Origin of the sequence: Actinomyces sp. ICM39 (assembly GCF_000282935.1) — a bacterium.
In the GTDB taxonomy this organism is placed as follows: domain Bacteria; phylum Actinomycetota; class Actinomycetes; order Actinomycetales; family Actinomycetaceae; genus Pauljensenia; species Pauljensenia odontolytica_B.
Genome location: NZ_ALCB01000034.1, coordinates 1 through 8,689, shown reverse-complemented (window position 1 = coordinate 8,689; position 8,689 = coordinate 1). Strand labels below are relative to the sequence as shown.

Below are 8,689 nucleotides of genomic sequence, written 5' to 3'. Positions count from 1 at the left end.
GCCCAACGGGCGGCCCGCTTTCGTATACCCACTCCCCCGTACGCTTATACGCGCGGTCAGTACACCTACGCCAACCACTCCCCCAGGTTCCGGCACCAGGCGCACATAACGAGGGTTAAAGGACAAAACGTGTTGGTTTTGTGGTGATTTTTCGGCTTGTTGGTAGTCGAAAATTAACATTGACGGCGATTGTTTCATCGTGGGGGTACGAATACCCCCCACGCACCTGATGTGTGGGCGAACGCGTGGCCCGGTATGGACACTCAGGTTCAGGAGCGCAGTTCGCCGAGGCGTGCTAGCTGTCTGCACTCCCCTCCGCACACGTGGGCCCGACACCTCGCACGTTAACCCGATGACATGCACGTTGGCAGCGCCGCCCACGAGCACATCAAGGGGTTAACGCGCATAGTCAGCGGTTTGCGTGCGAAGTACATGCCAGGCCGGGCACTGTTGTGTCCAACAAGCAGACCGCCTGAGCCGCAACACCCCGTTGTCAACGTTTTTCACCGAGGTGGTCTGCGACGTGGGCGCCTCACCACCCAGAACCGCTACCTCATTACCGCGAACCGAGACCTCACCGCCACCAAACGGGGGGATTTGCACCATTAGAAGCGCGACACGCCGGCGACACGCCGAAGGGAGGCTCCTAATGCTGCAAAACCCCCACCATTACCCCTGGCGGCAGGCTTGTTCACGGGTGCAATGCCCCTCACCGGTGCAGAGCTGCACGGCGGCGTGCCAATAAACGCCGGTGAGGCGTCGCCAGCAATGACGGGGGACGTCACGGGCGGCCAGCTCCGAGACGACGCTTGTGACCGATGAGGTGTTACACCTGATCGGGAAGATTCAACCCCTTCTGATCGGGTGGAATCTTCCCTAACGGGTGGAATGCTCCCGATCAGGTGGAGTCCTCCCAAAGGGGCACATCCTGTCTGTGGCACAGCGGCGCGAGCGCGCTAGCCCAACGACACCGCCCACGCCGATGCCCGGGACCGAACCGCGACCAACACGTTATGACCTATAACCCACGTATAACCACTCCCCCGTACGCTTATACGCACGGTCAGCACACCTACGCCAACCACTCCCCCACGTTCCGGCACCAGGCGCACATAACGAAGCCCCGACCTCGTCAAACGAGGCCGGGGCAAACGCGATCGTTGAGCGCTTACTCGAGCTCGAAGGCGCCCGTGTAGAGCTGGTAGTACACGCCCTTCTGGGCAATCAGGTCGTCGTGACTACCTCGCTCGATGATACGGCCGTGGTCCAGGACCATAATCGCGTCCGAGTTGCGCACCGTCGAGAGGCGGTGGGCGATCACGAAGACCGTGCGCCCCTCCATGAGGTTGTCCATGCCCTGCTGCACGAGGGCCTCGGTACGAGTGTCGATCGAGGAGGTGGCCTCGTCGAGGATCATCGCCGGCGGGTCGGCCACGGCGGCGCGCGCAATCGACAGGAGCTGAGCCTGGCCCTGCGAAAGGTTCGAGCCGTTGCCGGTCAGCATCGTGTCGTAGCCTTCGGGCAGGCGCCGGATGAAGGAGTCCGCGTTGGCCAGCTTCGCAGCGGCAATGCACTCCTCGTCCGTGGCGTCCAGACGGCCGTAGCGGATGTTCTCCATGACCGTGCCCGTGAAGAGCTTGACGTCCTGCAGGACGACGCCGAGGGAGCGACGCAGATCCGGCTTGTGGATCTTGTTGATGTTGATGCCGTCGTAGCGGATCTTGCCGTCGGCGATGTCGTAGAAGCGGTTGATCAGGTTCGTGATCGTCGTCTTGCCGGCGCCCGTGGCACCCACGAAGGCGATCTTCTGTCCGGGCTTCGCCCACAGGGAGATGTCGTGCAGGATCTGCTTCTCGCCGTCGTAGGAGAAGTCCACGTCCTCCATGACCAGCTCGCCACGTAGGCGCGTGTAGGTGACGGTGCCGTCGGCCTTGTGGGGGTGGCGCCACGCCCAGATTCCCATGCGTTCCTCGGTCGGCTCGAGAGTGCCGTCGGGCAGTTCGCGCGCACGCACGAGGGTCACGTAGCCCTCGTCCTCCTCGGGCTCCTGGTCAATGAGAGCGAACACGCGACCCGCGCCCGCCATACCCAAGGCGATCATCGGGACCTGCATGGACATCTGGCCGATCGTCTGTGAGAAGTTACGGACCATGCCCAAGAAGGACACGACCACGCCAACCGTGACGACATCGACGCCAAAGAGGTGAATGTTCGGAGTCTGCTCCAGGATCATGACGCCGCCGACGATAGCGATGACCACGTACATGATGTTGCCGATGTTGCCCAGGGCAGGCATCAGCACATTGCCGTAGATGTTCGCCTTCTCCGAGGAGTCGAAGAGCTTCTGGTTGTACTCGACGAACTCGTCCTTGGCGTCCTGCTCGTGGTTGAAGACCTGGATGACCTTCTGGCCATCCATCATCTCTTCGATGAAGCCTTCTTCGTCGGCGAGAGCAGCCTGCTGAGCCTTCATGAAGCGGCCCGACAGCCCGCCGAGCTTCCCGGTCAGGAAGGCCATGAGAGCGCCCACGATGAGGACAACGAGGAAGAGCCACACGGAGTAGTAGAGCATCGTGCCGATCAGGACGATGATCGTCAGGCCCGACTGGATGAGCGTCGGGATGGACTGGCCGATCAGCTGACGGATCGCGTCCGTGTCGTTGGTGAAGGTCGACATGATCGCGCCGTGCGGGTGCGTATCGAAGAATCGCAGGGGCAGGCGCTCCATGGAGTCGAACATGTCGTCGCGCATGTGCTTGAGCGTCCCCTGCGTCACGATCGCCATGGCGCGGGTGTAGATGAAGCTACCGATAACGCCGGCACTGAAGATGACGCCCATCGTGACGACGAGGCGCACCAGGGTGGCGCGCACCGCGTCGAAGCCGCTCTCCAGGCCCGGGGTCACGACGTTGTCGACGATCTGCTGCATGAAGATCGAGCCGACGGCCGAGGCCACCGCGGACGTAATGATGCACACGACGGTCAGGCTGATGCGCACCGGGTAGTGGCGGAACACGTAGGCCATGAGGCGGCCGAAGGGACGCTCGATACCCTCGAGCTTCTCCGACTCCTCCACGCGGGACTTATCCGCACGTGCCATGTCAAGCCACCTCGCTTTCGCTCGCGGCGTTCTGGGAATCGTAGATCTCTCTGTACTCCCCGCCCGCTGCCATCAGCTCCTCGTGGGTGCCCCGTTCCTTGATACGACCGTCGTCCAAGACGATGATCTGGTCGGCGTGGCTCACCGAGGAGAGGCGCTGGGCGATGATGATCGTCGTCGTGCCCGGGATTTCGCTCTCGAAGGCATGACGAATGAGCGAATCGGTCTTCGTGTCCACGGCGGAGGTGGAGTCGTCGAGGATGAGGATCTTCGGGTTCTTCAGCAGGGCGCGGGCGATGCACAGGCGCTGCTTCTGGCCGCCCGACACGTTGGTGCCGCCGCGGGAGATGACGTAGTCGTAGCCGCCGGGCAGCTGCTGGATGAACTCGTCGGCCTGCGCGAGCTTGCACGCATGCTCGATCTGTTCGTCGGTGGCGTCCGGGTTGCCCCAGCGCATGTTGTCTTTGATCGTGCCGGAGAACAGAACGTTCTTCTGCAGGACGACGGAGACCGTGTCACGCAACGCGCTCAGGTCATAGTCGCGCACGTCGCGCCCGCCAACCTTCACGGACCCCTCAGAGACGTCGTAGAGGCGGCAGATCAGCTGGATGAGCGAGGTCTTGGACGAGCCGGTGCCACCCACGATGCCGAGCGTAGAGCCGGACTCGATGCGCAGGTCGATGTCGGACAGCGCGTTCTCTTCGGCGCTCGCCGAATACTTGAAGGACACACCTTCGAAGACCACGGAGCCGTCCGGGACCTCGGTGGCGCCGTTGGCCGGGGAGGTGAGCGACGGTTCGTGGTTGAGGACCTCGGCGATACGGTGCGCGGACTCTGCGGCCATCGTCGTCATGACGAAGATGAAGGCGAGCATCAGCATGTGTGTCAGAATCTGGATGCCGTAGGTGATGAGGGCGGTCAGTCCGCCCTTCGTCAGCTCGGTCGCTCCCGAGTTGATGATGATCGAAGCGCCAACATAGTCGACGGCGACGATCGCGGCGAAGATGAAGAACATCATGACGGGGCTGTTGAGCGCAATGAGTTTCTCGGCGTTCGTGAAGTCTTTGCGTACGTCCTGCGAGGCGGCGCGGAACTTTGTGGTCTCGTGCTCCTCGGTGACGAAAGACTTGACCACGCGGATCGCTGCGACATTCTCCTGCACGGAGTTGTTCAGGGCGTCGTACTTCTTGAAGATGCGGCGGAAGATCGGGAAGGCGATGAGCACGATGGCTGCCAGGATGATGGCGAGAACCGGCACCATCCCGAGGAAGATGAGGGCCATCTGGACGTTGATGCGCCATGCCATCACGATGGAGAAGACGATCATGAGGGGCACGCGCACCGCGATACGAATGAGCATGCCGAAGGCGTTCTGAACGTTCGTGACGTCCGTCGTCATGCGCGTGACCAGCGAGGACGTGGAGAAGCGATCGATGTCCGCGAACGAGAAGTCCTGCACCTTGAAGAAGAGGTCCTGACGCAGGTTCTTCGCCAGGCCGACCGACGCGGTCGCCGCAAAACGCGCGGAGAGAATACCGCAGGCGAGCGACGCGAAGGCCAGTCCCGTGAGGATGAGGCCCAGGCGCATGACGGGACTCAGGGAGACCCCGTCGAGCGCGTCCACCAGCGTGACCATTGTCAGCGGGATCAGGCACTCGAGGATCACCTCCCCGATGATGAACAGCGGGGTCAGGATCGCGGGTTTCTTGAACTCGCGCAGACTCCCCACCAACGTTCGAATCGTCTTCATGTATCTCCTCTTCGTTCCCTACGGCATCTCATAGACGAGGCCGGGGCGCGCATTCAGCGCCCGTGCAGCCTGCAGATGGTGATAAGTGCTTTTTCGATGGCGCGTTGCGGGTCGCGCGACGCGCCCTTTGTTTCGGCATCAGCCGTGGCGATGGCAGCGAAGGCACCTGCCAGCGAGGAGTCGGACCAGCCGCGCAGTTCCCGCCGGGCGCGGTCCACCTGCCAGGGAGCCATCTTGAGGGCGGATGCGGATCCGCCGATCGAGACCTTCGCCATGGCGCGGAACTTCATGGCCAAGGCGGTGACGAGCAGCTGGGGGGCGATGCCGGTTGCGAAGGCGTGGCGTGCGAGCGTCAGGGCCTTCGCGGAATTGCCCGCGACGGCCGCGTCCGCGACGTCGTAGCCCGTGGCCTCGACGCGGCCAGCCTGGTAGCGTCGCACGTCCTCCAGGGTGATGCGCCCACTGACGTCGGAGAGCAGCTGGGCCAGGGCGCCAGCCATCGAACGCGGGTCGTTACCCAGCGCATCGACGAGGGCCTGCTGGGCCTCGGTGTCCATCTGGCGGCGTGCGGTGCGCACGTCGGAGGCGATGAGTGCCAGCTTGTCGCGGTCGTTCTTAAGCGGTTCGGCGGGGACGACGGGCCATTTGGCTTTGGTGATCGTGTCGATAACCTTCTTGCCGCGGGCGTTACCCCCGGGGTGTGCCAGGAACATCCACACGTCGGGGGCAGGCGAAGCCGAGTATGCGATGAGGTCGTTCGCGAGGGCGTCGCTCATCGTTTCCAGGTCCCGGATGATGACCATGCGGGATTCACCGAAGAGCGAGGGCGAGGCGATGACGTCGAGCTGCCCGGCCTGGTAGGTGGCCGCGTTGATGTCGGTGCGCTCGAGGTTGGGGTCGGCCTCGTGGGCGAGGGCGCGCAGCTGGTCGAGGGCACGGTCGACGAGAAGGCCCTCGGGGCCTTTGATCAACACGATGGGTGCCAGCGTGATCTGGGCTGGCGCCGCCGGGCGCGAACCGCGTGCTGCCACGTCTTCCTGCCTTTCCGCTGAAACGGTAACTGTCTAAGTCTGCCACCGAGCGAGCTCATTTGCGTCCGTCTTGGCCGTGGGCGGACACTAGTCGTGGCAGGTGTCACGAGACCTTGACGATGCGCCCGCAGTAGGTGTCTGCCCCACTCATGGCCCTTGCTCATCGACGCTCGGGGCTCCCCATCTCTTCCATGCCCTCCACACGATCCATCCGCCGCCACAGCAGGCGTACACGCCCAGGACTGTCGAGGATCCACCGGGTACGTGCACCCCGTTTCCGGGCAGGGCGGCACACACGCGCGCTGCCCCCGCGATCCAGGCGGTCGCCCACGAAGCAACGACAGCGCATGCCGAGGCGGCGCGAATACTCAGCGGGGAGACGAGCGCGCCCGCGAGCCCCGCGACGGTCGCAACCGGAACGGCGGGCTCGGCCATGACGTTGGCGGCGATTCCCCACACCGGCACGTTCCCAGACAGTGAGACGATGATCGGCGCGGTCGCCAGCTCCGCGAAGGCGGGCACACACACCATCTCCGCCAGCCAACGCAGCGCTTTCCCGACGCCCGTGTCTCCTCGGATTCGTCGGAGGCACCGCCGCACCAGCGCCGCCGAGGGGCCGACGACCGCGAGCGCGGCAAGCGCCGACAGGGCGAATCCGTAGGAGCGGGAGGCCCAGGGGTCGATGAGGAGGGTGGCGATGACGACGCCGCAGAGGGCGGCGATGGATTGGCCCTCGCGTCCGAGGATGAGCCCGAGGGTGGCGACGGCTGCGACGCAGACGGAGCGCACGACGGAGGGGTCTGGTCCGACGAGGATGAGGATTGTGCCCAGGACGAGGATGGTGGCCCCGAGGCGTAGGGGTTTTCGCGCGGGGACGATGAGGGTGACGGTGGCGAGGACGATGACGATGTGGGATCCGGAGACGGCGGTGAGGTGGGTGAGCGAGGTTTTCTTCATCGCGTCGGACAGGTCTGCGGGCATTGCGCGGTCGTCTCCGATCGCCATGCCGGGGACGAGGGAGCGTGCGTCCCTGGGCAGAGGTGCGCAGGCGTGGGCGAAGGCCCGGTGGGTGGAGCGCATCCAGGCGGACAGACCCCCGGGCCTCTCGATGAGCTGGGCACGCCTGACTCGTATCGTGCCCACCGATGGCGCGTCGGCGGCAAAGGTCGCGTCGAGGCTTCCCCAGACCTCGTAGACGTCGCCGCGCGCGGCATCCTGCCACCCGGGCGCGCGCACGAGCGCGGTGGCGTTCGAGGGTTGCCACTCCTCCCCCACGGAGACGGCCTCGATGCGCGCGCGGGCGCTGCGTGTCGCGGAGAATCCGGACGAGGGCGGGGCCGGGTCGGCTTGGAGGACGAGGCGCGCATGGATGGGGCCGGAGTCGCGGCGGGCGGGGTCGGCGTCGTAGTGACTGCGGGCAGCGGATCCGACCGCGAGCGCGCAGGCCACGCACGCGAGCAGGAGCGCGAGGCCGAGGCGAGCGGACCGGGGCGGGGTGAGGGCGTGCCTGGGTGTCTTCCGGCCTCGTTGTGAGCGCGCGTAGGAGGTGGCGCATCCGAGTGCAACGAGGGCGCACACTCCGATCCATGCCCATGGAGCATAGTGGTCCGTCGCCCACCAGGTGGCGGCCCAGGTGGCGGCGGCTGCGGGCGCGAGGCGCAGGTCGATCATGCGGGGAGCGCATTGGGCGTCACTCATCAGCACACACCCGGCCGGATCTTCTCAATGAGGGACGGGCCGATTCCGGGCACATCGTCGAGTTCCTCGACGGTGGACAGGCGAGGGTGGGTGGCCCGGTAAGAGATGATGCGTGTGGCGAGTGCCGGGCCGATGCCGGGCAGGGTCTGGAGCTCGGCCTCGGTCGCGGTGGCCAGTCGGATGCACGTCCCCGCGGGGGTGCCCGCCTCGGAGGCTGCTGGTGGCGATTCCCCAACGACGCCGACCCGGATCTGTTCCCCGTCGACGAGGAGTCGGGCGAGGTTGATTGATTCCAGGTCGGCCTCAGGCGTTGCGCCTCCGGCTGCCGTGATGGCGTCGATGACTCGGGAGGAAGCCGGAAGGGTGAGTACTCCCGGGGATGCGACGGCGCCGGAGACGTAGACGACGACATCGTCGGTGCGCTCCCCTGCTGATGCGGGTGCGGATGGGGACGGGCCTGTCGCGACTGCCGTGGCCTCGCTCTCTTCTCGCTCGGAGGAGGATTGGGCGAGGGCTTGGGAGTGCTCGCGTGCCGCTGCGTGCCTCCACACACCCACGGCCGCGATCAGGATGACCACGATGATCAGTGCGGCCACGGTCGTTCCTCCGGGGAGAAGGCGGGCGACGCTCGGCTCGGCGGGTTCGTCGTCCTCAGTGAGGGCGCTGTCGTACACGGCTTTCGTCAGCGCCGCCATGCGCCGACGAGCCAACCATCGTGACACGTTCATGCCCGCACGCTAACCCCGGCGAACGCCAGGAGCACACACGAAAACGAACCCCTGTGGATAACTGCGGTGCGCGCGCAGGGGTTGTGGACGAATCCCACACCCGAGCCACCCCGCATAACTCGCATGGGACCACGGTGCCAAGGGATACTGTTCCGGTAACGTCGAAGTACAGTGGCGCACCACGCCCAGAGCCGAAAGGCCACACCATGAGCGAGAACATCGAGGACCTCAAGGCACAGCTCGCCGCGGCGGAAGCAGCCGCGAAGGCCGCAGAGGCCGAGGCCGCCCGCGCGAAGGCGGAGGCCCTTCGCCTCCAGCTCGAAGCAGCAGGCACCCCGGCCGCAGACGCACCTGCCGCCACCGCCGAGGCCGAGACCGCGCA

At 65.4% G+C, this 8,689-nt stretch carries 5 protein-coding genes; all 5 read right to left on the bottom strand.

Going from position 1 to position 8,689, the window contains the following annotated elements:
* Positions 1–1,168 precede the first annotated feature (1,168 nt).
* The 5 genes from HMPREF1137_RS01875 to HMPREF1137_RS01855 all read right to left on the bottom strand — a co-directional run bounded on the left by HMPREF1137_RS01875 (position 1,169) and on the right by HMPREF1137_RS01855 (position 8,307).
* Positions 1,169–3,100, bottom strand: coding sequence for an ABC transporter ATP-binding protein (locus HMPREF1137_RS01875; protein WP_007588201.1), 1,932 nt, complete (start codon positions 3,098–3,100; stop codon positions 1,169–1,171).
* Position 3,101: 1 nt separating this feature from the next.
* Positions 3,102–4,850, bottom strand: coding sequence for an ABC transporter ATP-binding protein (locus HMPREF1137_RS01870; RefSeq protein WP_007588205.1), 1,749 nt, complete (start codon positions 4,848–4,850; stop codon positions 3,102–3,104).
* Positions 4,851–4,903: 53 nt separating this feature from the next.
* A complete protein-coding gene (gene holA, locus HMPREF1137_RS01865) occupies positions 4,904–5,881 on the bottom strand; it encodes a DNA polymerase III subunit delta (RefSeq protein ID WP_007588211.1) in 978 nt (325 codons plus the stop codon).
* A 147-nt stretch (positions 5,882–6,028) separates the two neighbouring features.
* Positions 6,029–7,579: a ComEC/Rec2 family competence protein gene (locus HMPREF1137_RS01860; RefSeq protein WP_155835390.1), complete on the bottom strand. Its 1,551-nt coding sequence runs from the start codon at positions 7,577–7,579 to the stop codon at positions 6,029–6,031.
* Positions 7,579–8,307: a ComEA family DNA-binding protein gene (locus HMPREF1137_RS01855; RefSeq protein WP_007588207.1), complete on the bottom strand. Its 729-nt coding sequence runs from the start codon at positions 8,305–8,307 to the stop codon at positions 7,579–7,581. Before HMPREF1137_RS01855 ends, HMPREF1137_RS01860 begins: the two co-directional genes overlap by 1 nt.
* Positions 8,308–8,689 lie beyond the last annotated feature (382 nt).

What these genes read in the sequence shown, in the direction of transcription:
- HMPREF1137_RS01875 (WP_007588201.1), bottom strand. Translation starts at nt 3,100, where the DNA reads ATGGCACGTGCGGATAAGTCCCGCGTGGAGGAGTCGGAGAAGCTCGAG.
- HMPREF1137_RS01870 (WP_007588205.1), bottom strand. Translation starts at nt 4,850, where the DNA reads ATGAAGACGATTCGAACGTTGGTGGGGAGTCTGCGCGAGTTCAAGAAA.
- HMPREF1137_RS01860 (WP_155835390.1), bottom strand. Translation starts at nt 7,579, where the DNA reads ATGAGTGACGCCCAATGCGCTCCCCGCATGATCGACCTGCGCCTCGCG.
- HMPREF1137_RS01855 (WP_007588207.1), bottom strand. Translation starts at nt 8,307, where the DNA reads ATGAACGTGTCACGATGGTTGGCTCGTCGGCGCATGGCGGCGCTGACG.